17 protein-coding genes are annotated in these 23,036 nt (G+C 67.9%); 10 read left to right on the forward strand and 7 right to left on the reverse strand.

Annotated features, from left to right (window positions below; all coding sequences use genetic code 11):
- Window positions 1–174 precede the first annotated feature (174 nt).
- Complete coding sequence (locus tag ACLARN_RS35635) at window positions 175–1,485, reverse strand: lipase family protein (RefSeq protein WP_409495872.1); 1,311 nt, start codon at window positions 1,483–1,485, stop codon at window positions 175–177.
- Between the two features lie 224 nt (window positions 1,486–1,709).
- Between ACLARN_RS35635 and ACLARN_RS35640 the strand changes: the two genes are divergently transcribed.
- Window positions 1,710–2,069 carry a helix-turn-helix domain-containing protein gene (locus ACLARN_RS35640; RefSeq protein ID WP_409495873.1) on the forward strand — a complete coding sequence of 120 codons (360 nt, stop codon included), beginning with the start codon at window positions 1,710–1,712 and terminating at the stop codon, window positions 2,067–2,069.
- A 343-nt stretch (window positions 2,070–2,412) separates the two neighbouring features.
- On the opposite strand, the gene ACLARN_RS35645 is transcribed toward ACLARN_RS35640, so the two are convergent.
- Window positions 2,413–5,256 carry an ATP-binding protein gene (locus ACLARN_RS35645; protein ID WP_409495874.1) on the reverse strand — a complete coding sequence of 948 codons (2,844 nt, stop codon included), beginning with the start codon at window positions 5,254–5,256 and terminating at the stop codon, window positions 2,413–2,415.
- 417 nt (window positions 5,257–5,673) lie between these two features.
- Here ACLARN_RS35645 and ACLARN_RS35650 point away from each other — a divergent pair, with 417 nt between their 5' ends.
- A complete protein-coding gene (locus ACLARN_RS35650; RefSeq protein ID WP_409495875.1) occupies window positions 5,674–6,885 on the forward strand; it encodes a hypothetical protein in 1,212 nt (403 codons plus the stop codon).
- A gap of 337 nt (window positions 6,886–7,222) precedes the next feature.
- Here the strand turns inward: ACLARN_RS35650 and ACLARN_RS35655 are convergent, their stop codons facing one another.
- Both ACLARN_RS35655 and ACLARN_RS35660 read right to left on the reverse strand, forming a co-directional pair.
- Entirely contained in the window at window positions 7,223–9,211 is a 1,989-nt protein-coding gene (locus ACLARN_RS35655) for a tetratricopeptide repeat protein (RefSeq protein WP_409495876.1), read from the reverse strand.
- A gap of 592 nt (window positions 9,212–9,803) precedes the next feature.
- On the reverse strand, window positions 9,804–10,958 hold the full coding sequence (locus ACLARN_RS35660; RefSeq protein ID WP_409495877.1) for a thioester domain-containing protein: 1,155 nt from the start codon (window positions 10,956–10,958) through the stop codon (window positions 9,804–9,806).
- 324 nt (window positions 10,959–11,282) lie between these two features.
- Here ACLARN_RS35660 and ACLARN_RS35665 point away from each other — a divergent pair, with 324 nt between their 5' ends.
- Window positions 11,283–12,479 carry a PQQ-dependent sugar dehydrogenase gene (locus ACLARN_RS35665; protein ID WP_409495878.1) on the forward strand — a complete coding sequence of 399 codons (1,197 nt, stop codon included), beginning with the start codon at window positions 11,283–11,285 and terminating at the stop codon, window positions 12,477–12,479.
- A 57-nt stretch (window positions 12,480–12,536) separates the two neighbouring features.
- On the opposite strand, the gene ACLARN_RS35670 is transcribed toward ACLARN_RS35665, so the two are convergent.
- The gene (locus tag ACLARN_RS35670) at window positions 12,537–13,667 is read right to left on the reverse strand and encodes a sensor histidine kinase (RefSeq protein WP_409495879.1); all 1,131 of its coding nucleotides are present in this window, start codon (window positions 13,665–13,667) and stop codon (window positions 12,537–12,539) included.
- Between the two features lie 112 nt (window positions 13,668–13,779).
- Between ACLARN_RS35670 and ACLARN_RS35675 the strand changes: the two genes are divergently transcribed.
- The 4 genes from ACLARN_RS35675 (at window position 13,780) to ACLARN_RS35690 (ending at window position 16,831) form a co-directional block, all read left to right on the forward strand.
- The gene (locus ACLARN_RS35675) at window positions 13,780–14,319 is read left to right on the forward strand and encodes a DUF1453 domain-containing protein (RefSeq protein ID WP_409495880.1); all 540 of its coding nucleotides are present in this window, start codon (window positions 13,780–13,782) and stop codon (window positions 14,317–14,319) included.
- A gap of 17 nt (window positions 14,320–14,336) precedes the next feature.
- Window positions 14,337–14,996, forward strand: coding sequence for a response regulator (locus ACLARN_RS35680; RefSeq protein WP_409495881.1), 660 nt, complete (start codon window positions 14,337–14,339; stop codon window positions 14,994–14,996).
- Between the two features lie 72 nt (window positions 14,997–15,068).
- The gene (locus tag ACLARN_RS35685) at window positions 15,069–16,361 is read left to right on the forward strand and encodes an SON protein (protein ID WP_409495882.1); all 1,293 of its coding nucleotides are present in this window, start codon (window positions 15,069–15,071) and stop codon (window positions 16,359–16,361) included.
- Window positions 16,358–16,831 carry a hypothetical protein gene (locus ACLARN_RS35690; protein ID WP_409495883.1) on the forward strand — a complete coding sequence of 158 codons (474 nt, stop codon included), beginning with the start codon at window positions 16,358–16,360 and terminating at the stop codon, window positions 16,829–16,831. Before ACLARN_RS35685 ends, ACLARN_RS35690 begins: the two co-directional genes overlap by 4 nt.
- On the opposite strand, the gene ACLARN_RS35695 is transcribed toward ACLARN_RS35690, so the two are convergent.
- Window positions 16,798–17,493 carry an SDR family oxidoreductase gene (locus ACLARN_RS35695; protein ID WP_409495884.1) on the reverse strand — a complete coding sequence of 232 codons (696 nt, stop codon included), beginning with the start codon at window positions 17,491–17,493 and terminating at the stop codon, window positions 16,798–16,800. The two genes, ACLARN_RS35690 and ACLARN_RS35695, sit on opposite strands and share 34 nt — an antisense overlap.
- 102 nt (window positions 17,494–17,595) lie before the next feature.
- On the opposite strand from ACLARN_RS35695, the gene ACLARN_RS35700 reads away from it, so the two are divergent.
- On the forward strand, window positions 17,596–18,435 hold the full coding sequence (locus ACLARN_RS35700) for a helix-turn-helix transcriptional regulator (protein WP_409495885.1): 840 nt from the start codon (window positions 17,596–17,598) through the stop codon (window positions 18,433–18,435).
- Between the two features lie 81 nt (window positions 18,436–18,516).
- On the opposite strand, the gene argG is transcribed toward ACLARN_RS35700, so the two are convergent.
- Window positions 18,517–19,965 (reverse strand): argininosuccinate synthase, encoded by a 1,449-nt coding sequence (argG, locus tag ACLARN_RS35705; protein WP_409495886.1) that lies wholly within the window; start codon window positions 19,963–19,965, stop codon window positions 18,517–18,519.
- 670 nt (window positions 19,966–20,635) lie between these two features.
- Here argG and ACLARN_RS35710 point away from each other — a divergent pair.
- Together ACLARN_RS35710 and ACLARN_RS35715 are read left to right on the forward strand one after the other, a co-directional pair.
- Window positions 20,636–22,204, forward strand: coding sequence for a molybdopterin-dependent oxidoreductase (locus ACLARN_RS35710; RefSeq protein WP_409495887.1), 1,569 nt, complete (start codon window positions 20,636–20,638; stop codon window positions 22,202–22,204).
- Between the two features lie 88 nt (window positions 22,205–22,292).
- The gene (locus ACLARN_RS35715) at window positions 22,293–22,964 is read left to right on the forward strand and encodes a fasciclin domain-containing protein (protein WP_409495888.1); all 672 of its coding nucleotides are present in this window, start codon (window positions 22,293–22,295) and stop codon (window positions 22,962–22,964) included.
- The last annotated feature ends 72 nt before the right edge of the window (window positions 22,965–23,036 follow it).

Consider the following 23,036-nt stretch of genomic DNA (forward strand, 5'->3'; position numbering starts at 1 on the left):
GGGTCTCGTCGCGCCTGCCCGGCGGCCGTGTCGCGAAAGCCACTTTCGGGACATCAGACGTCGCGAAAGTGGCTTTCGCGACACCCGGGGTGAGGGCGAGTCACGCCAGCCGCACTCACGACCGTGACTGTGCCCGGCCATGGGGGCACGGCCGGGCACAGTGGACGAGCGCGGTCAGCCGACCGGCACCTCCGGGGCCAGCGAGTTGCCGGGCGCGATCCTCCCGCAGGTGGACGGCGCGGACTTACCCGCGAACCGGTCGTTGATCCAGAGGATCGCCTGCGGCGCCCAGGCGACGGCCGCCCCGACGTGGCTCAGCGTGTTGTACTGGTCGTACTTGATCGACTTGTTGCCGGTCTCGCAGTACTGCCGCGCCAGGGAACGCACGTCACCCGCGACCATCACGCCGTCGCCGGTGCCGATCCCCGGCGGGTTGCCGAAAGTTCCTTCCAGGACGCCGTTGTTCCCCTGCGCGATGAAACCGGGGATGGTGGGCGTCGGTGCCGAACCGAGATTGACCTTGTTCACGGCCTCGACGTACGGGAGCACCGTATTCGGGTTGGTGTATTCGGGCTTGACGAACTTTTCCCATGTCAGCCCGGGATAGCGGCCGAGCGCGTCGACGATCGACGCCTTCTCCATGTCCTTGAGCACCTGGCGGCCGTAGGAATTCGCGTAGGGCGTGAGATCGATGTCGAAAGATCGGGCGACGCCGATGAGAGCCATCGGGATGACTCCCGTCCACGCGACGCTTCCGTTGACGTACTTGAGATTGTGCGACGGCTTGACGAGTACGCCGCCTTCGGTGAATCCGACGAGGTTCTTGTTCACGTCGGGTGCGTAATCCGGCGCGAGCGCGGCCGCCCACCCGGTCGCGATGGCGCCACCCGAATAGCCGAGGAGACCGAACCGGGTCTTGTCGTTCATTCCCGTTTCCGGCGCCCGCGTCGCGGCGCGGATCGAGTCCAGGGTGTTCGTCCCGTATTCGGGCCCCGCCGCGAAGTTCGCGTCCTGGCCTTCGGTGTCGGGAATGACGACGTTGTAACCCTGCAGCAGGGAAGGAGCGATGAGAAGAGACTCCGCGTTCGCGATCAGGCCGCCGAGCGAGACGCCACCGGCGATCGCCCGCGACGGGCCGTGCTCAGGGTTGAGTGAGTCGTAGAACGATTGGTACGAAACGGCTTTGGTGCTGTCACCGGTGAGGCTGCGCACCACGGAGGTGACGTTGGCGGACGGCTTTCCGAGCGCGTCGGTGGTCCGGTAGAGCAGCTGGGTCACCTTGAGCGGCGTGGAAATACCGATGACGTGGTAATTCAGCGTCCGGGTTTTCAGCACGGTTCCGGGGCTGTACGAAGACAGCGGTTCGCTGCCGTCATAGCTGTAGAAGGGATCTGTCGTGGAGGCGGCTGTGGCGGCGGGCGCGGCGGCGAAAGTCAAGATGAGCGCGAGCACGACGGCCAGCAGGCGAGCGGGTTTTCGGATCATGACTCCCCTTTGAATCATGAAGTGGATCACGTTTGGATGCTCGGAACCTACCAGCCGGTAACCGGTGGTGTACAGATGCGTACATGATTTTTTGTCATGCTCTTGACGCCTGTTTTGGCACTGCTCGAGCGAAGAGAACCTGTACGGGTGCTGGATTTGCGAGGGTGGGCGCGCGACTGTGGTAGGGGACGGGGTCGTACCAAGAGCGGGGTGGTGGCCTTGAGATGACGGACCCGGGCGATTCCGACGCCCGTGGAGAGGGTCGTGAACTCGAGGTCGACGCTGAGTTGGTGCGAGCGTACGAAGACGGCGCCACGATCACGGAACTCGCTGCCCGCTTCGGGATGACCTACTACAAGGCGCGCGCTTCACTCATAACGGCCGGTGTGGAGCTGAGACAAGTGGGGCCGACGACGCCGTCGGCCCCACCGGGTCTCGTCGAGGCGTACCTCGGCGGGGCGAACATTCACGATGTGGCGAAGAGATTCGGGCTGAGCTTCGGAGTTGCCCGACGGATGCTGCTGCAGAACGGGGTCCGGCTCAGACCCAAGGGAGGCGGCCCGAAAGATGGCGATCGCTCCTAGCGTCACTATCCGTGTTCGCCGCCCACCTGTGTCGCATCAATATGTGCGCCACCAGTCGCTGAACGCCAGCACGGAGGCGGTCGCGAGCAACATGGTCATCGCAGGCATGGAACGCAGGAACTTGTTCAAGTGCAATCCTTTTCGGGGGTTCGGGAGGCGCGCCACCCGAGTCGATCAACTCGGATATGCCTGAGGAGCGTAGGGCCGCCGAGTTGTCTTGCGCAAGGTTCAACAGTGGAGTCTTGACCAGGGGCGGTCTACTGAAAGTTGCGTCGTCGCACGTGCTAGCTGCGGCTATCAACCGAAAGACGGGCGCTCGCTACCTCACTGCGAACAGGCGAATTCACCGATCCGTGTACTTCTTGACTGCCCGCCGGGACGGCGGCAGCATCGCGACCGTGTCCTCGTCACCTTTTCGCGTCACTGGGATCGTGGCCGGGATCCCAGTCACGTTCTCGCCGAGTTCGGCGATCCGCTGCTCTAGTTCGGCGGCCTTCACATGCCGCCCCCGGTCGCGGTAGAGCACTGCCGCGCGGTCGAGAACCTCCCGTGCGTCGGGAGAGTTCCCTCGCTCGGCGAGGATTCGTCCCAGGGTGGCGAGTGCTCGGGCCTGACCCGTCGCGTGGTGGGTGCGCTCGGCGAGATCGACGGCGTGGTCCGCGTACTGGAGTGCTTCGCGGTCCTTGAGTTGCGCGTGCGCGAGGGAGGCGAGCACCGTGTACAGCTTCATGGTGGCCGGTAGATGATGGATCTCATCGGCCAGCAGCAAGGCCTTGTTGCCGTGCAGCGTGGCTTCGTCGTACCGGCTCAGGTGGGTCAGCACGCCCGCCAAAGCCGTGTGGACCGCCATCTGCCCGGAAGTGTCGCCGGTTTCCCTGCGATGCCCCAGCGCACGTCGATAGTGTTCGACGGCGGTAGCGTGCTCTCCCGCGACTTCGAGAGCGTTTCCCAGTCGATGCTCCGCGGTACCGAGGTGGCCCGGATCGCGTACGACGTGCGCCAGCTTGAGGCAATCGCGATATCGGGCGATCGCCTCGTCCTTGCGGCCGGCGTGGTGGTGGCGCCTGGCCATGTTGAGGAGGACGGTGAGCCTGCCGAAGTCGTCGCCCTGCTGGAGAACGAGGTCATACGCGATCTTGAGATAGCGATCCGCCGTCCGGTCATTCCCGAGGAGCATGTGGACCTGGCCGAGGTCGTTGAGCGTGCTCGCTTCGGCGACCGGATCCCCGATGGCCGCTGCCGACTGGGCGGCGATCGTCAGCCCGTTCACGATGTCGTCGTAGAATCCGTACCTGTCGTAGATGTCGCTGGTGACGTGGGGGATCCGCCAGGCGTACTCGTGGAGTCCGTGGGCATGAGAGTCCTCCACCAATGCGTTGAGGTTGCTCCTCGCGTTCAAGCACCACTGGCGGGCGGCGGCCGGCGAATCGAAGTCCAACGGTGTCGCGCCGGGCTCGACAGGAGGCATCGGCGGGCGAGGTTTATGGGGATATACCGTCATATGGGCGTTGAAGGCAGTGTGCAAGTAGAACGACAGCAATCGCCGTCGAGGGCCGTCACCGTCGCTTTCGCGACCGGCGAGGGTCGCCGCGTACCGGTGGAGGATGTCGTGCATGCGATAGCGGTCGAGATCGCCGGGATGCTGGATCAGGTGCGCGGAGAAGAGCGCGTCGAGCGACCTTCGTGCGGCGGGGATACTGGTCGCCCCCGCCGCGGCGAGTGCCGCCGGGCTCATCTCCGTGCCGGGGTGCAGGCCGAGAAGGCGGAACATGCGCTGTTCGGCCTCTTCGAGCGCGTTGTACGACCACGAGTACGCGGACTGCAGGTGGATTCCGGCGCCGTCCCCGTCGTCGCCGATCGTCAGGAGGGTTTCCGCGTCCTTCAGCTGATTGGCCAGTGTGCGCAGGCGCAACCCGCCGCGGGTCGCCGCACGGTCGGCCACGATGCTCAAGGCGAGCGGGATGCCGTCGCACAGCCGCGCGAGCGCGTCGAGGACTTCGGGTTCGTGCTGCCCGCGTTCTCGCATGCGGTGCGACAGCAGTTCGCACGACTCGGCAGGTGACAACGGTTCGAGTGAGATCGACGGGACGTTGTGCAGGGCCGTCAGTGGGGTCAGGCGCCGTCGGGAGGTGAGGATCACCGTGCACGAGGTCAGCGTGTCCAGCAGCGGCTGGACGTGGCCGAAGTTCTCCACGTTGTCCAGTACGACGAGCGCGGGTCGCTGGGAAAGGAGTGTGGTCAGCTTCGCCATTCGCCCTGCCGGGCTGACGATTCGGTCGACGGCGAAGTCGAACACCGCCGAAAGCAGGATATCCACGACGTCGGTGGCTTCCAGTCGCGGAGTCCGGCTGAACCCGTGCAGGTCGATCATGATCGCGCCGTTGGCGAACCGTTCGGCGGCGCGGTGGGCCCAGTGCCCGATGGTCGTCGTCTTGCCGACCCCTGGCGGGCCGGTCACGCAGACGATCGTTCCCAGTGGATCCCCTGTCGCGTCGATGGTCAAGGAATCGAGGTTCGTCAGGATGTCCTCGCGGCCCACGAAGCGGTCGATATCACGCGGCAGCCGTCGCAGTGGGATGACGCTTTCCTCGACTTGCTCCGGTTTTCTGTCAGCGGTTCCGGTGTTGATATGAATGGATTTCGGAGTCGGGGGCGTGAGTGCTTCGTGGAATTCGCGGAGTTCACCCGCCGCCTGTACGTCGCCCTCGTCGCGGAACGCCCGGTACTTCCTCAAGTAGAACGCCGGGATTTCCCCGCGACGGCCGGCCGAGTTCAGTGCCTTGATTCGGAGTTTGGCGAAATCGAGTTCTTCCGGATGGTCGCGATCGAGGTCCTCGAGACGGTGCAGCGCGGCGATCGATTGTTCGGTGGCGATCAGTTTGTCGAGTAGGAAGGCGTTCGCGGGAATCCAGTCCGCCTGGATGAACGACGTACGCCAGTCCTCGGCCGGGCGCGTCGTGAGGTCGGCCAGCGGATGCTCTCGCCACAATGCCACCGCCGCGGCCGCGGTTTCACACGCACGTCGAAGTTCCCCGCTGTCACCGAGCGCTCTGGCGTTCGCCATCTTCGTACGGAAGGCCACGTAGTCGATCAGTGAGGGGTCGACGTCGAGGGTGTATCTGCCGTTCGCGGTGACCAGTGCCGCCGGTGCGCGCACTTCCCGGAAAAGGTGACGAAGGCGTGTCACGTATTGGTACATCGTAGATCGAGGGTCGCGTGGACGTTGTTCTTGTTCGTCCCAAACCCATTCGACTACGTTTTCTATCGAAAGGCGACGGCCGGGCCTGGTGAGGAGTGCGGCGAGTATCCCCTGTTCGCGTGGCCGTCCCCAATTCGCGGCCATATTCCCGTGCATTCGCACCGTAGTCTGCCCGAGAACTCCGAAGGCAACTTCCATGGAGGCCCCCTTCCCATCGGCAGTGTGTGCTGCCGCCCCTCGCCTCGCTCTCCAGTTTCACATTCTTTTCCGTTTCGAACCAGGGTGACCTGTGCGGACCGGACGATCGGTGATCGTTTGTCAGGAGTTTCAACCGCCGGGCGAAAGGCCGGTGTCAGGTGCCGGGGCCACTCTCCTTTCCACGTTCACCGACGAAAGGGGAAGTTCGTGAGCAGGGAGATGTGGATTCGGGGGCCGGTCGGGGCGGGCGCGGAGGCACGGGTGACGCGAGCCGGGTGCCGGACGGCGCTCGTCGTCGTCCCGACGATGACCGCGGGAACCCGGCTACTGGACATCGTGCCGTTGCTCGAATCGGACCATCGGGTACAGGTCGTGTTCACTGTTCCGCACACGACCGATCACTGGCCGGGGGTCGAGGAGTTCGTTCGCGAGCAGCACGGTCTTCTCCTGCCTTGGGAGCAGGCGGTCCAGCACACGTTCGACCTCGTCCTCGCGGCGAGCCATCGCCACCTCGAGCAACTCCGGGGGCCGATCCTGCTGATCGGGCACGGCGCGGGGACGATGAAATCGCATCGATACAGCCTGAAGGCCGAAACGCCGTCATTGCCCGCTACCGGCCTGGACCGCGAACTCCTGACCTATCGGGGCCGGATCCTGCCTGCGGTCCTCGCGCTGGCCACGGAGGACGAGAGGGCGGCACTCGGTTCCCTCTGCCCGGAAGCGTTGCCCGTCGCCGTCGTCGCCGGCGACATCTGCCTCGACCGGATGAGCGCGGGAATGGAGTTCCGTGAGCACTACCGCCGGGAACTGGGGCTGAATCCGCGGCGGCGGCTGGTCACGATCAGTTCGACCTGGTCGACCGACTCGATCTTCGGTCGGGTGCCGAGTCTGTGCCGGGCGGTTCTGGACGCCCTCCCTCCCGCCCGGTACGCGGTGTCGGTGGTATTGCACCCGAACGTGTGGACCGTCCACGGGCGCAGGCAGGTGACGGCCTGGCTCTCCGACTGCGTCGAGGCGGGGCTGCTGCTCATCCCGCCGGATCGCGGCTGGCAGGCGACCATGATCGCTTCGGACTGGGTGATCGGTGACCACGGATCGACCACCGCGTACGCCGCCGCGATCGGCCGCCCGGTCACCCTGGCCACCGAGCCGGGGGACGGGCTCCGCGAGGGCAGTATCGCCGATCTCGTCCGGGAGCACGCTCCGCCTCTGGACGGGGGTTCGTTGCCGGAGCAGGAAGCCGAGGCGGTTCGCCGCCGAGATCGGCTGTCTTCGGTCGCGGCGCGGGCGATCAGTTCCAGACCGGGTGAAGCGGCCGGGATCCTGCGTTCGGCGATGTACCGGCTTTTGGGAATTCCGGAACCGGACGCTCCGCCGGTCGTCCCGATGCTGCCCGCGCCTCGTCCGATCGAGGTGTGAGGCCATGACCATCGTGGGTTCCGTTCACCGCCTGGTCCCCGGCGTGGCCAGGATTCGTTTGCATGTCAACGATTTTGCTGGCGATGCCCTTGTTGTCGCAGTCGACGCCGTGCCTGAGGGGTGGGCGGCCGCCGGAGACGTTCTTCTTCGAGAAGACCGCGAGACGGCCCACGCGGCGCAGAGCGTCGTCGGGGGCGCTCTGCGCCGTCGGCCCGGTGCAAGTGCCGCGGTCGCCGCTCATCCCGGCGGTTACGTCATCGCCACCCGCACAGCGGGAATCACCGCGGTGGCAACGGAACCACGGCGGTCGCCGGAGCGCTGGAGCACTCGGTTGAGCTCAGTCGCCGAGTTCGACGGTTCGGGGATCACCCAGTTCGGCGTAGAGGGTTCGAGCTTCGGCGAGGTGGCCGCTGCCCTCCTTCTCGCGGCCGTTCTGCAGCTCGATCTCTCCGAGGGTGGCGAGGATTTCAGCTGTGTAGTAAGGGGAATCGAGTGCCCGTACCGTCCGTAGCGAGTCGGCCAGCCGGGCGATCGCGTCACCGGCGCGCCCTTCCGCGGCATGGATCTTGGCGAGCGCCATGACGGATCGGGCGTGCTGGGCGGCATCACCGAGTTCGGCCATCATGGTCGCCGCCGCGGTCAGTTCGATCATGGCCTCGCTGTACCGGCCGAGCTTCGCCAGTACCTCACCCTGGCGGCGTCGGCACAACGCGACGCCCCGGGGGATGCCCAGCCGCTCCTGCAGGTCGGCGGCCTGGCGATAGAAGTCGAGCGCGCCGTCGAGATCCCCCTGCCCTCGTGCGGCTCGACCGAGCTGTGAGAGCGCGGTCGCCTGGGTCGGGCCGTCGTCCTCACGCTGTCCCAGGCGAAGCGCGACGACGTTCTCCTCGGCAGCCTTGCCGTACCACCCGAGTCCGGCGTACGCGAACGCGAGCTGGCACCTGAGCCGTGCTTGCACCAGTGGCAGATGCACCCGAGTCGCGGCAAGGACGCCGCGTTCGAACGTCGCGATCCACGACTGGTAGTCCCTGTGGTGCAGGAAGAAACCCCACGACGCTTCGCAGAGCTGCCAGACGATGTCCTCCCACTCCTGCTCCGCCGCCAGGGCGAACACCGCGCGGATCACGGGCAGCTGATCCCGCCACCAGGCGAGTCCATCGGCGCGCCCGGCGAAATCTTTCGATCGCGCTTCGCGTGAGGCGAATCTCGCACGGTGAGGATGGATGACCTCGTCGGCCGCCAACACCCGGTCGAGATACCAGCGGGCGAACGAGTGGGCCAGCCGATCCCGCTCGTCGGCCGACAACGAGATGGCGGCGCGCGTGCGCGCGTCACTGCGCAACACCATGTGCTGGATGAGCCGGTCTTCGCCGGTTTCGGAAAGGAGGTTCGCCTCGATCAGTTCGTCGATGTCATCCTCGACCGCGCCTGCCGGACGGCTGAGTGCCGCTGCCAAGGCTTCGGTGGAGAAGTACGGACCTGGGTGCACACCGCAGGCGAGATACACGCGCGCCGCGCTCTGCGGGAGCCCTTCGTAGACGACCTCGAAGATCGCGTTCAGCGAAAGCGCCTTGTCCGCAGCCCGTTCCGACGACGTCCAGCGTCCGTAGGCGGCGGCTTCGCGGGCAAGGCTGCGCCGCGGCCGGGTCCTCAGCCTCGCCGCGACCAGCGACAGCGCCAGCGGGAGTCCGCCGCAAGAGGCCGCGATCTCGCGTGCGGCGGGCGGATCGGATCGGACGCGTTCGGTTCCGGCGTACCGCTCGAACAACTCCCGAGCCTGAGGCTCGGTAAGGGGCGGGAGATCGACGAACTGCGCCCCGTCGATGCCGAGATCGGTGAGCCGCCATCGGCTGGTGACGACGACGACCGCCGCCTGCCCGGCGGGGAGGAGCGGGCGGACCTGGGCGACGGACGCGGCGTCGTCGAGCAGGACTGCGATCCGCCGCGACGCGGTGGCGGTGCGGAACGCGGCCGCTCGCTGATCCAGGCTCATGGGGATCTCCGCGGGTGAAGTCCCCAACGCCGTCAGGAAGCCGTACAGGACTTCGCTGGGGTCTTCCGGTGGCTGCTCGCGCGCGCCGCCGAGGTCGCTGTACAGGATGCCCTGCGGGAACTCGGCCGCCTTGCCGTAGAGCCAATCCAAGGCGAGCGAGGTTTTGCCGACACCACCCACTCCGCTCACCACCACCAGATGCCGTCCGGTGCTTTCGCTCCAGAGCCGATCCAGTTCGGCGGTGAACCGCTCACGCGCTTCGAACACCGCCGGAGGAGCAGGAACCTGCCATGGCCGCTCCGCGGGAAATCCGGGGCCGGCCGGGTCGGTCATGGTCTGACCCCACCGCTTTTCCAGGCTGCTTCCAGCTGTTGCAGGCGCCGTCCTGGGTTGTTCATGCGGTGTCCCCCCATTTGGTATCAGTAGGCCAGTCTCTCCAATGGTGCGGTTGCAGGCGAGAAAGTGTGGGAGGCGCCATCTTAACCCAGGGGTCGATGCACGTGCGTCAGCACGAGCGTTTCCGGCCAGTCGCTGCGAAATCCGCAGTTTGTCCATAGTGGACCAATGAATTCGTTGTCATCGTGTCGGATTCGCCTGTTGATGAGCTTTCACGCCTTCGAAGGATCTTGACGATGAGGGGCAGCAACGCCGTTCGAAGGGACGTGTGGTCGGGAGGGCGCCGATGATGGGGCTCGCGAGGCCGTCGATATAGAGGACGTGCCCAGATACGCCCAGTGAACCAGCGTGATCCGGCCCCGCCGAGGTGGCGCAGGAACAGCGCGGCACTGCCCGTCGTCGTGCCACCACCGAAACGCGCCTTTGGGCACACGCCGGGGCTCGCACTATGGCCGGTGAACGAAACGGGGCCGGTGAACGAAAACGGGGCCGGTCCACAATGGACCGGCCCCGTTCTTCGATTCGTTTGTTACGCCTGGCTACGGCGACGACGGACCAGCAGCACCATCAGCACACCCGCGCCGAGGAGCGAGCCGCCGATGACCAGCGGCAGGGTCGCGGAAGCACCGGTGTTCGCCAGCTCGTTGCCGCCACCCGACTCGGCGCCACCGGGCGTGGAGGGGGCGGGGGCTTCGGTCGTGGGAGCGCCCTGCTTCCAGTTCGCGGTCGCGTTCGCGACGACCGAGGTCTTCTCGGACTCCGCGACGATCAGCGACTGCGCGGGGACCTTGGCGTAGTTCTCGCCCACGAACAGGCGGCCGGTGTCGAGGTGGCCGCTGACCTTCAGCGTGAACGAACCGTTGCCGTCCTTGGCGTCCTTGGGGACGTCGATGTAGACCTTGGTGCCGTCCTTGATGGCGGCGGCCTTGATCTCCTTGCCGTCGGCGTCGGTGACCTTGACGCCCTCGGGCAGCTTGCTGGTCAGCTCGGTGATGTCACCGGTGGTGGCCACGCTGAACGGGCCGATCCGGGTACCGGGCGTGCCGTTGGCCTTGGCCGGGCCGATGTCGAGGGTCGGCTTCGGCTGCTGGCCGATGCCGACGTTGCCCTTGCCGGTGAGGTAGTCGTAGAGCGCCAGCACGTCGGCGGACTCTTCGGCGCCCTCGTGGGGCAGCGGCTTCTTGCGGTCGAGGTCCTTGCCGTCACTGAAGTGCCAGACCGCGGCCTGCGTCGCGGTGACGGCCTCCTCGGTGGACAGGCCTTCGTTCAGCTTGACGTCCGCCTTGCCGAGCGTGCTCTCGAGCGTCTTCGCCGCGACCGCCGGGTAGCCGTGGTGCAGCACCCAGTTGATCTTCTCGTTGTTCTTGTTGAACGGCGAGGCGGCGTCCGGGTACTTGTTCCACGGGCGCTCGATCATGTCCTGGTCGGTGCGCATGCCGACCTCGACCTGAACGCAGTACATCTTGAGCTTGCTGCCGTCGGAGAGCTTCAGCCCGAACAGCTTCGCGACATAGTTCTTGTTGTCCCCGAAGTTGACGCTGAAACCCACGGTGCCGGCGCTTTCGACGACCCGGCCCCGCGCCGCGCCGTCGTCGGCGAGGGCGGCCGGAGCGGCCATCGTCATCGCGACGGCCGCGGAAGCGACCGCGATCCCACCGCGAACCAGAACTGACCTGCCGTGCATATGTCTCCCATCCGATACGGACCACGAATGCCAGTGCCGCTTGCGACCACAGGCCCCGACCGCAACGGCTCGCCCACATGGGGGATAAGTAATCCCATCGGGCGAGAGCGGAGCATACAGAGGTCACACATGTGGCTACTCCGGGGTATGGCCGATGTCCGAATTGCCCCGAAAGAAGGATGAACGCCAGGAGAATGATCTTGGGCAAGTAGATGACGGGGTCCGGGGGAAAGAAATCGACGAAAAGCTCGCAGATGGAGGTACCCCCGCTGCTCCGACCGCTGTTGAATTGGACCAGACCATTCAACGGTGATTGGAGTCCACATGACGCGACGGCATCTTCGCCGGGGGTTGTCCCTGGTGGCCGGGCTCGCCTTGGCGGGAGCCCTCCTCCCGGCGGCGAGCAGCGCGGAACCGCGGGAAGCGCGAGGTGTTCCGCTCGCGGAGCTGACCGCCACCGCGACCCAGGTCGCTTCCGGGCTGGTGAACCCGACCGCCATCACGGCGCTCAACGACGGGAGCGGACGGATCCTCGTCGTGGAGAAGAGGGGCGTCGTCCGGTCCTATCATCCCCGGACCGGCCTCGCCGCCAGGCCGTTCTTGGACATCAGCGCCAAGGTGAACGGCGCGGACGTCGAGCGCGGGCTGCTCGGGTTGGCCGTCGCGAAGGACAGGCGCGTCTACGTCGCCTACACCCGCAAGTCCGACAGCGCGGTCACGCTGTCGCGGGTCCGGCCGGACACCGGCGAGGTCACCGAACTGCTGACACAGCCGCATTCCGAGTTCCCCAACCACAACGGCGGCCAGCTGGCGTTCGGCCCGGACGGGTTCCTGTACTGGGGGATCGGCGACGGTGGCGGCGGGGGCGACCCGCTGGCCAGCGGGCAGCGGCTGGACACGCTGCTGGGCAAGATCCTGCGCGTCGACGTCAGCCGCGCGTGCCGTCCGCTGGGGTATTGCGTCCCGGCGGGCAACCCGTTCGTCGGTGTCGCGGGCGCGCGTCCGGAGATCTGGTCGTACGGGTTGCGCAACCCGTGGCGGTTCTCCTTCGACCCGGCCGACGGCTCGCTGTGGATCGGCGACGTCGGCCAGGGCCGGTTCGAGGAGGTCGACCACATCGCGAAGGGCAAGGGAGGCGCGAACTTCGGCTGGTCCTGCAAGGAGGGCCCGGTCGTGTTCGATCAGACGCGGTGCAAGGACGGCGTGACCTACACCGAGCCGGTCTTCCACTACATCTCCGGCGCGGAGGGCTGCGCGGTGATCGGCGGACACGTCTACCGCGGCAGGAAGTACGCTTCGCTCGCCGGTGGGATCTACCTCGCCACCGACTTCTGCCAGGGCACGGCCTGGGCCGTCCGCAAGAAGGCCGACGGGACCTACGAAAGCGCCCGGATCGGGGAGTTCCCGCTCGACGCCACCACGTTCGGCACCGACCAGAACGGTGAGCTTTACCTCGCCGACGAAACGCCCGGCGGGCTGCACCGGATCTCGTTCCAGCGCAAGGGCCTTCAGGGCAGCTGAGCGACGGCAGCGACAGACCAGGGTCCCCGGCCGCGTCCGCCCGGCGCGGCCGGGGACTCATTCCGTCCAGGGCAGGCGGACCTCGACCGTCCAGCCGCCGCCCGGCGCCGGGCCCGCCTTCGCCGAGCCGCCCAGCGCGGCGGCCCGTTCCCGCATCCCGACCAGTCCCATCCCGCTGCCGGCGTCCGGCGCCGGACGCCCTTCGGCGGCGCCGTTCGTGACGACGAGCGTGACCATCTCCGGGGCGAACACGAGTTTCACCGCGCGCCCGGTGCCGGGGGCGTACTTGGCCGCGTTCGTCAGCGCCTCCTGCGCGGCGCGGACCAGGGTGTGCGCGGCGGCGCCACCGAGACGCCTCGCGGGGCCTTCGACGTCGAACGGCACTCCCTCGCCCGCGCACAACGCGGCGAGCGTCTTTTCCAGCGGCAGGGCGTCCTCGCGGAGTTCGTGCACCGCCTGCCGCATCCGCCCGATCCCGTCCACCGCCAGCGAACGCGCGCGGCGCACGGCATCGCCCGCTTCGGTGTCCCGGCCGTTGGCGGTGAGCGCGTCGGCCATGTCGAGTTGCAGGGCGATCCCGGTCAGCGAGTGGCCGAGGACGTCGTGCAACTCCCGCGCGATCCGCGTCCGCTCCAGCAACGCCGCTTCCCGCGCCTCGGACGCGGCGGCCCGTTGGGCGTTCGAAAGCGCGTCGCGCCGGTCTCGGCGGGCGATGCCGAGCAGGACCGGCAGGCCCACCGAAAGCGCGAGCCACCACGGCCATTCGTCCGTGGCCGGGCTCAGCGCGGTGGCCACCGCGACCGCCACGGCGCAGCAGACGGCGTCGAGGGCCGCGATCGCGATCGCCGTGGTGCGGGAGGCGAGTTTGATCCCGGCGACCGCGGCGGCGAGGTAGGCGAAGAACGGCGCGGAGGTCTGCGGAGCCAGGGGAAGGAGCACCGCGGCGGAGACGGCGTATCCGCCCGAGAGCAGCGTCTGTGCCCGCTGCGGAAGCCGGTCCCACGGCAGTAACGACACCAAGGCGAAGAGCGCGACGAGGACGAAGACAGCTGTCGTCAGCGGCCGGAAGAGGACGTCCTGAGTGAAGATCCTGGCACCGGTCACGGCGATCGCCGCCGTGATCAGCACCGGCTGGATCAGCCGGCCGGCGACCCGTTCCCGGCGGAGCACCGTGGTGCTTCCGGTCATCGACGCTCCTTGGGTGGAGAGGGTTCTCCACCCGAAGATACGGCCGTCGCCGCACGACGGCTCGCGCTCATCGCCTTAGCGTCGAAGTGTCTTCGAACCCGAGGGGGAAACCATGAGCACTCCTGTCGAAATCGTCCTGATCGTCGCCGCCGTCGGATACGTCCTCATCCGCCGCATGGCCGGGGACGTGGCCGAGGCCAAGCGGATGCTGCTGCTGCCCGCGATCCTCGCCGTGATCGGGCTGTCCAATGTGGATGAGAGTGTGAAATCCGCGACCGCGGTGGCGTTCCTGGCGGGCACCCTCGCGATCGGTGTCCTGTTCGGCGTCCTGCGAGGGGCCAGCATCCGGATCTACCAGCAAGACGGCGTCGCACACATGCGGTACACCTGGCTCACGGTCGCGTTGTGGGTGCTGAACGTGGCCGCCAAGGTCGGCGCGAACCTGCTGCTGGGCCTGATCACCGGAGTCGCCTCCGGCGGCAACAGTGTCATGCTGACCATCGGTGTCGGCATGCTCGTCGAGGGCGTCGTGGTGCTCGCCAGGGCGGTGCGCACCGACAGCCGTATCGTCTGGAAGAAGGGCGAGGACGGCAAGGCGCACACCACGTCGCCGTTCCTCGACGATTTGCAGGCCAGGATGACCCGCCGTTGAACAGGGGAGGCACCGAGGTGACCGTGTCGCTGATCGTCGTCGACGACCAGGCGTCCGTACGGGAAGCCCTCGCGGTGATGCTCGACATCGCCGACGGCATCACCGTCCTCGCCACGGCCACCAACGGCGAGGAGGCCGTCGCCGCGGTCTCCCGGCACACGCCGGACGTCGTGCTGATGGATCTCCACATGCCGGTGCTCAACGGGGTCGAGGCGACCGGCCGGATCAAGGCCGTGACGCCGGAGGTCCAGGTCGTGGTGCTGACCAGTCTCGACGACGACGAGTCGATCCTGGCCGCGCTCGAAGCGGGCGCGAGCGGTTACCTCACCAAGGAGGCAGACCGGGCGAAGATCGAGCAGGCCGTGCGCACCGCCGCCGAGGGCCAGGTCGTACTCGCCCCGGACGTTCAACGACGGCTCCTCACCCTCGCGTCACGCCGCGCGCGGGCGGCCGACGACGGCGACCGCTTCGGGTTCACCGCGCGGGAGAAGGAGATCCTCGGGCTGATCGGCGAGGGCCTGCGGAACCCGGAGATCGCCGCGCGGCTGGTGATCAGCGAGGCCACGGTCAAGACCCACATCAACAACCTGTTCGCGAAGGCGGGCTTCCACTCCCGCGCCGAAGCCGTCCGGTACGCGCTGAGCGCACCGGCTCCCGCGCCCTACCGATTCACCTGATCGCGTTTCATCAAGTTTTCATCCTCGCTCCCTAGCGTGACGTCGTCCGGTGATTTCAGCGATGGAGGCGACGTGGAGCAGACATTCCCACCCCAAGGCGCGCAGTGGCCGCCGCCGCAGGGCTGGGTTCCCCAACCGGTACCGGCGCCGCCCGCCAGGAAACCCCGGCGGTGGCTGCTGTTCGGCGGTATCGCCGGGCTGGTGGTGGTGCTCCTCGCCGGACTGACGACCTGGCTGCTGTGGCCCTCGAAAGCGGGCCGCGAGCCTTTCGAGCAGGCGCTGGCCGGGCTCGCTTCGGCGCCGGCGGTCCGGAACAGCACCTCCTCCGTCGGCGGGATGATCAAGACCGACGTCAAGACCACCGCGTTCGGTGAGACGTCGGGCACCATGTCCTTCCAGGGCAGGAAGATCGAGATCCTCGTCGTCGGCGGCAAGGTCTACTTCAAGGCACCTGACGGCATGCTGCCGGGGTCGCAAGTGGACTCGTCGGCGGCCGACGATCTCAAGGACCGGTGGATCACCGGTGAGGACGCGCTGTTCGGCCCGGTCCTTCAGCAGTTCGAGGCGCCGGAGAAGCTCGCCACCCGCCTGCGCGAAGCACTGGAGCGGGCGGACGAGATCCCCGGCGACCAGAACGAGACCGTCCGGGACATCCCGGCGCTCAAGGCCAGCACGTCCGCCGGTGACCTGTACGTCTCGAAGGAGGCGCCGCACCGGCTCCTCCGCTTCTCCGTGAAGGTGCCCGGCGGGATGCCGTCCGTCCCGCGGCTGCCGACGATGCCCGGCCCGGAGTCCCGGCCACAGATGCCGACGGGCGGCAGCCTCGGCGAGTCCGATGTGGACGCTCTGTCGCCGCAGGAGACCGACGCCGTCTACGAAGACCTGGTGTCGAACACCAAGAAACTGTCCGGCGCGGTCGACACCGGCGTGCGGTTCGACATGGACGGCGCGGCCACGGTCGCGTGCAGTGCCTCGGGCTGCACGGTGACCGCGAACGTGTCCAACTCCGCGTCGGCGAACGGCGGCGGGAAGGTCACCGGCCAGGTCAACGCCACGATGACCGCGAACGTGACCATCGGCGGCCGCTCGGCCGGCAGCTGCCAGAACACGGCGAGCCTGCCGCTGAACGGTTCGGGCTCGATCAGCTGTGTCAACGGCGGGGCGGGCAGTGTGTTCTCGTCCGTCGAAGCGGAGAAGAAGGCGGACGCCGAAGCACAGTCGCGGGCCGCGGGCGGGGTCCCTGTCCAGTACCGGATCGAGAGCATCGCGTCGGTTTCCGTGGTGGCCGAAGCGATCGGTCAGGTCGAGATCACCCGGCTGGTCGACGAACTGGGGCGGAGGCGGGCCGAGGTCGGCGGCCGGTGACCTGGGAAACTGTCGGGATGGAGTACGTCAAGATCGTCCCGGAGCCGACGGGGTTCTTCCTCGACCCTGCCGCCTACCTGGAGCGCTTGCCGGACCTGGCGGCCGAGCTGCCGCCGGGTGCGGCCCGGTTCGCCACCGACCCGGATCACTACAGCTTCTTCGGGGATCGCTGCATCAAGGACCTCCACCTCGTCGCGGTCGACTTCGCGCGGGAGAACCGGGAACTGGCTGTCACCGCCCGGTTCTCCTGGCACGAAGGGACCCCGGTGGTCCTCACCATCACCTACCGCCGGGTCGAAGACCTGAGGCTCGAGTCCGGCGAGGGGCCGGTCCAGCTCGACGAGACCCTGCCGCACGAGCGGGGCTGCCGTCACGAGATCCAGCTCATCGGTGGGTCGATCGTGGTGGTCTGCGCCGATTTCGAGGCTGTTTGGACTCACCAGGGGAGCGGCCCCGAGACGTCGAAGTAGCCGCCGGTCGGGCCGTCCGGCCCGACCGACGCCATCCGGACGATGATCTCGGCGCCCTCCTCGACGGTCTGGTGTCCTGACCGTCCATTGAGGTCGGTCGCGGTGTACCCCGGCTCGACCGCGTTGATCCGCATACCGGGGAACGCCTTGGCGTACTGGACGGTGAGCACGTTGACCGCGGCCTTCGACGCCGGATACGACACCCCCGGATAGGCGTACGCCGGCGAGTCGGTCATGGTCAGCCCGGTGAGCGACGCGAGGCCGCTGCTGACGTTGACCACCACGGGCGCGGCCGAGCGCCGCAGCAGGGGCAGGAACGCGTGCGTCACCCGCGCGGTGCCGAAGACGTTGGTCTCGAAGGTGCTGCGCAGTTCGTCCGCGGTCAGGTCCGCGGCACCGGGTACGGGCCGGATCTCGATGCCCGCGTTGTTGACCAGGACGTCCAGCCCGCCCTCGGCCTCGATGGTCTTCGCGGCGGCTTCGACGGACGCGTCGTCCGTGACGTCGAGGACGATCAGGCGCGCGCCCAGTTCTTCCGCCGCGAGGCGGCCGCGTCCGGCATCGCGGCTGCCGAGGTAGACAGTGTGCCCGTCGGCGATGAGGCGGCGGGCGGTTTCGCGACCGAGGCCCTTGTTGGCCCCGGTGATCAGTGTGGTCGTCATGGGGCCAGATTCGCCGCGGCGAGGACGGACAGCCAGTCGACCCGTCTTCCTGGGACTCGCGGTACCAGGCGCCGCGTGGGGGAGCGGGGCAGACTGGGGGACATGGCGGCGACGGAGTTCGGGCGGGCGGTACGGCGCTGGCGTGACCGGGTGGCCCCGTCGGACGTCGGCCTTCCCGAGGACGGTCAGCGGCGCGCGGCCGGGCTGCGCCGAGAGGAACTGGCCCTGCTGGCGGGGATTTCCGTCGACTACGTGACCAGGCTGGAACAAGGCCGCGCGTCGCATCCGTCGGATCAGGTCGTCGAGGCGCTGGCGAGAGCGCTTCGGCTCGCCGCGCCCGAACGAGCCCATCTGTTCACCCTGGCCGGACTGGCGACTCCGGGGCCGGACGTCGTTTCCGCGTACCTCACGCCCGGTGTCCAGCGGCTGATCGACCGGATGACCGGGATACCCGTCGCGGTGTTCGACGCCACCTGGACGCTGCTGTCCGCGAACCCGCCGTACGCCGCCCTGATGGGTGATCCGTCCCCGGCGCGCGGATACGAGCGCAACGCCGTCTGGCGGCACTTCCTCGGTGAGGGCACGCGCGCCCGGCACACCCCGGAGTCGTTGCGTGCCTTCGAATCCGTCCTCGTCGCGGATCTGCGCTCGGCGGCCGCCCGCTACCCGGCCGATCAGTGGCTCGCCCGGCTGGTCGCGGAGCTGCGCGGCGGGAGTCCCCGGTTCGCGCGGTGGTGGGATTCCGGCGCCGTCGGACGGCACGAGTCCACGCGCAAGGTCATCGACCATCCGACGGTCGGGCCGGTCGAACTGGACTGCGACGTCCTGACCGTCGAAGGCTGTGACCTGCACATCATGGTCTACACGGCCGAGCCAGGTTCCGACGCCGCCGAGCGGCTCGCGCTGCTCACCGTCCTCGGCACCCAGTCCTTGACCGGTTGAAAGAACAGCGCCGGACGAACGGCTTCGATGCCGCGCGCCCGGCGCTTCGCGTCCCGTTGGTTCGGGTCAGTTCGTGTTGATTCAGTCCGTGCCGGACTCGATGGCGGCGTGGTCGAGCAGTTCGTCCTCGCCCGAAGCCTTGCCACGCGAGGCGATCACCTGCGCGCCACCCGCGTCCATCGCCCCGATCAGGCCGGTCGACGCGGCCTGCGCGGCGCCGATCAGCGTCGGGTGCCCGCCGCCGACCATGCCGAGCCCGGCGTACTGCTCAAGCTTGGCGCGGGAGTCGGCGATGTCGAGGTTCCGCATGGTGAGCTGGCCGATCCGGTCCACCGGACCGAACGCCGAGTCCTCGGTGCGCTCCATCGACAGCTTGTCCGGGTGGTAGCTGAAGAACGGGCCGGTGGTGTCGAGGATCGAGTAGTCCTCGCCGCGCCGCAGCCGCAGGGTGACCTCGCCCGTGACGGCCGCGCCGACCCACCGCTGAAGCGACTCGCGCAGCATCATCGCCTGCGGGTCCAGCCAGCGGCCTTCGTACATGAGCCTGCCGAGACGACGGCCCTCGTTGTGATAGCTGGCGAGGGTGTCCTCGTTGTGGATCGCGTTGACGAGCCGCTCGTACGCCGCGTGCAGCAGCGCCATACCCGGCGCCTCGTAGATGCCGCGGCTCTTGGCCTCGATGATCCGGTTCTCGATCTGGTCGGACATGCCGAGCCCATGCCGCCCGCCGATGGAGTTGGCCTCCAGGACCAGGTCGACCGCGGTGGCGAACTCCTTGCCGTTGATCGTCACCGGGCGGCCCTGCTCGAAGCCGATCGTGACGTTTTCGGGCGCGATCTCGACTTCGGGGTCCCAGAACCGCACGCCCATGATCGGGTTGACGATCTCGATGCCGGTGTCGAGGTGCTCCAGCGACTTGGCCTCGTGGGTCGCACCCCAGATGTTCGCGTCCGTGGAGTAGGCCTTCTCGGTGCTGTCCCGGTAGGGGAGACCGTGGCTCTGCAGCCACTCGGACATCTCCTTGCGGCCGCCGAGCTCGCTGACGAACGCGGCGTCCAGCCACGGCTTGTAGATCCGCAGGGACGGGTTCGCGAGCAGGCCGTAGCGGTAGAACCGCTCGATGTCGTTGCCCTTGAAGGTGGAGCCGTCGCCCCAGATCTGGACGTCGTCCTCGAGCATCGCGCGCACCAGCAGCGTGCCGGTGACCGCGCGGCCGAGCGGGGTGGTGTTGAAGTAGGTGCGGCCGCCGTTTCGGATGTGGAAGGCGCCGCAGGCCAGCGCCGCGAGCCCTTCCTCGACCAGCGCGGCCTTGCAGTCGACGGCGCGCGCGATCTCGGCTCCGTAGGCCTTCGCCCGGCCCGGGACCGACTCGATGTCGGGCTCGTCGTACTGGCCGATGTCAGCGGTGTAGGTGCACGGCACTGCACCCTTCTCGCGCATCCACGCGACCGCTACCGAGGTGTCGAGGCCGCCGGAGAAGGCGATCCCGACGCGTTCGCCGACAGGCAGAGAGGTGAGTACCTTGGACATGATGGAAGTATATGCATAGTTGTGTATGACCATGCAAGCCGGGGTGAGCAGGGCAACTCGGGTGGGTAGTCCTGCGGCCTGTGTGAAGTACATGAAGGCCCCCTTCCTGTACCTAGGCGCAAGGAAGGGGGCCTTCATGTACTTGGGAACGCCGTCGGCCGGGGTGCCTCGCGCTGAGGTGATGCCCCCAATGCCGCATTGGAGGCGCTCAGCGCCCCCAATGTGACATTGGGAGCACGTCACCGCCACCAAGCCGGAACCTGGCCGAGCCCCGTCTGCCGGAGGCGCTCACCTGGCCGTGAAGGCCTCCTTGCCTACCCTGAAAGTAGTGAAGGTGGCCTTCACTGCCTGCCGATGTGATCCCTGGTGACCGCTGGGGCGGCCGTGACTATGAAGTCCGTGAAGGCCACCTTGACTCGTCGTCTTCCGGCGCGCTGGTCGCGCGAGGTACGTGAAGGCCCCCTTGCTTGCGCCTAAGTACAGGAAGGGGTCCTTCCCGTACTTAGGGAAGGTGTGAAGGTCGAGTTTCCTCGGCTGAGCCGAGGGAAGGGGGCCTTCACGCGCCGCGTCGGAAGGGGCACCGACCCGCGCCGCGTGCGTCCCCAGGCCGCAAGTAGGCGACTAATTGCGGGAGACCTGTCCGCGAGCCGGTCGGCCGCGAATACCTGGCATGAAGACTTCGCGAGCCGATCAGGAACCCCGTCTCCCGCTGTTCGGGGCGGCGGCGGTCGGTGTCGTGGCGCTCGCCGCGGCGCTGGCGGCAGGCCATCTGGTGGCAGGGTTCATCAGCGCCAACGCTTCGCCGTACCTGGCGGTCGGCAACGGGGCGATCGACCTGACCCCGGTGGAGCTGAAGGACTTCGCGGTCCGGACGTTCGGCGTCTACGACAAACTCGTGCTGCTCGGCGGAATGGCCGTGGTGATGGTGCTCGCCGCCGCCGCGGCGGGGGTCGCCTCGCGGCGTTCACCCGTTCCGGGGGTCGTGCTGATCGCCGCTTTCGGCCTGCTGGGTGGTTTCGCCGTGTCGCAGCGGCCCGACCTCACTTTGGTCGCGTTGCTGGCACCGCTGGCCAGCCTGATCGCCGGAGTCGGCGTCTTCCTCTGGCTGCACCGCCTGGCCACGGCCAGGGCGCACGCCAAGGAGGAGGCCACCGGCGATGCCGCGTCACCATCCCGACGGTCGGTGTTGCTGGCCGGAGTGGGTGCCGTGGTCGCCGCGGGAGCGGCGGGCGCCGGAGGGCAACTCCTCGCCGGTACCAGGGACGCGGAGTCTTCACGGGCGGCCATCGGCACGCTCGTCCCCGCCAGGCCGGCACCGCCGATCCCGGCCGACGCGGATTTCGCCAAACTGGGTACGCCGACCTTCCTCACCTCGAACCGCGACTTCTACCGTGTCGACACCGCGTTGTCGGTGCCGCAGGTCCGGGCCGAGGACTGGAGTCTCCGGCTGCACGGCATGGTGCGCAACGAAAAGCGGTACAGCTACGCCGACATCCGGAACCGGCCGCTGATCGAGCGCACGATCACCATGACGTGCGTGTCCAACGAGGTCGGCGGGACCTACGTGTCCACGGCGAACTTCATCGGCGTCGATCTCGGGGAACTGCTGCGGGAGGCCGAAGTGCTGCCCGGGGCCGAGCAGCTCTTCTCCACCAGTGTCGACGGCTGGACCTCCGGCAGCCCGGCCGTCGCCGCACTCGATCCGGAACGGGGCGCGATGCTGGCTATCGGGATGAACGGGGAACCGCTGCCGGTCGAACACGGTTTTCCCGCCCGGCTGGTCATTCCCGGTCTTTACGGATATGTGTCGGCGACGAAATGGGTCAAGGATCTCGAGGTCACCACCTGGAAAGCGCGCCGCGCGTACTGGCTCGACCGCGGCTGGGGTGAACAAGCCCCGATCAAAACGCAGTCCAGGATCGACAGTCCGAAAGGATTCGAAACGGTACCCGCGGGCAAAGTCCGGATCTCGGGTATCGCGTGGGCGCAGCGAACCGGGATCGAGCGGGTCGAAGTCCGGCTCGGCGCGAACGGGAACTGGCAGCCCGCAACGCTTTCCCGCGAGGTCGGCCTCAACACCTGGCGTATGTGGTGGACCGAATTCGACGTCCCGGCTGGCAGTCATCAGGTCACCGTCCGGGCGGTCGACAAATCCGGCTACACGCAGACCGACGCCCGCGCCGGAACCGTTCCGGACGGCGCGACGGGCTGGCATGTCATCAGTTTCACCGCACGGTGATCGGCATCACTCGAAAGAGTGGCAATCCGATTCGGTGGCGGTTCCGAATACCCGGTAAGAGTCCGAAAAACAAATGGAGTGATTTTCCGTGAGCAAGCTTCGTGTCGCAGGAATCGGTTTCACCGCGGTCGCCGCGCTGGCCCTGACCGCCTGCAGTGGTAGTGACAGCGCTTCGTCCGGCAGCTCCAGCAGTGCCCCCGCTCCGTCCCCGTCGATGTCCGCCCCGATGTCCAGCGCCGCTTCCGGCGAGGGCGTCACCACCAACGCCGACGTGTTCGGCCCGGCTTGTTCGCAGCTCCCGCAGGGCAGTGAGGCCGGTTCGCTGGACTCGATGGGCCCGCAGCCGGTCGCCAGCGCCGCCTCGACCAACCCGCTGCTGACCAAGCTGGTCGCCGCGGTCAAGGCCACCAATCTGGTCGACACCCTCAACAGCCAGCAGGCCATCACCGTGTTCGCCCCCGCGGACCCGGCGTTCGCCGCCTTGGGTGACGCGAAGTTCACCGAGCTGGCGGGCAAGCCGGACGAGCTGGCCCCGATCCTGCAGTACCACGTCGTCGGCAAGCGTTACGACGCCAAGGGCCTGGAGTCGGCCAAGACGCTGGAGAGCCTGAACACCGCGGGCGGCCCGCTCAAGATCGAGGGCTCCGGCGAGAACATGACCGTCAACGGCGCCAAGATCCTGTGCGGCAACATCCCCACCAAGAACGCCACCGTGTTCGTCATCGACAAGGTGATGACGCCGGGCACCAACAAGAACTAGGTCCCCACCCCCTGATCGCGGTGGCCACGCCCTCGGGCGCGGCCACCGCGATCGTCGTCATGCCGGTGAGCT

Origin of the sequence: Amycolatopsis sp. cmx-11-12 (genome assembly GCF_046269425.1) — a bacterium.
Classification (GTDB): Bacteria; Actinomycetota; Actinomycetes; order Mycobacteriales; family Pseudonocardiaceae; genus Amycolatopsis.